Genomic DNA, 502 nt, shown 5'->3' with positions numbered 1-502 from the left:
AGCAGTCCGTTGGTCAACCTTCAAAGGTGGCAAACGCAGTGGCGCATTCCATAAAACAAGTTGATGAGTCCCAAATTCATCGTGCTCAAGTACAATATGATTTGCCGGAAGGTAATGCTCGCAAAGCCATGGAGCAGTACATGGATGTCAAGAATCGAGCAAAAAAAGAGGAACTGGCTCAGCTACTGGGTGTCGATATCTATGTATGAATTTCCTCGAATTGGTATTAATAGATTAAATGGTGGTTTATGAAGGTTTTTGGACGGTTGTTTTTGGTTTTGGTTGCCGCTTTTGGCTTGTCTGCATGCAGCTCTCTTCCTGAAGAGTTGAACGCTAGTACAGAGCAAGTCGTTACCGACTATAAGGCCTTTGCTGAGTCTCAAGGAGAGCTCACGAATGATGTTCGCCTTGGCGGTATCATTGCGAAAGTGGACAACTTCAAAGACAAAACACGCCTAGAGATCGTCAATCTACCTATCAATAAATCGGGCAAACCTGATAT

The 502-nt window shown here is 44.0% G+C and carries 2 protein-coding genes; both read left to right on the top strand.

The annotated features are described in order from the left end of the window. Positions 1-209, top strand: a 209-nt coding sequence (locus R7R78_RS29890; protein ID WP_225475061.1) for a chromosome partitioning protein ParA, incomplete at its 5' end; no start/stop codon positions are given. A gap of 39 nt (positions 210-248) precedes the next feature. Continuing rightward, a partial coding sequence (locus tag R7R78_RS29885; protein ID WP_225475060.1) for a Slp family lipoprotein occupies positions 249-502 on the top strand: 254 nt, incomplete at its 3' end.

This window comes from Vibrio sp. 2134-1 (genome assembly GCF_033339495.1).
Note: the sequence above shows the minus strand (reverse complement) of the source record. Positions and strands in the feature narration are given on the sequence as shown.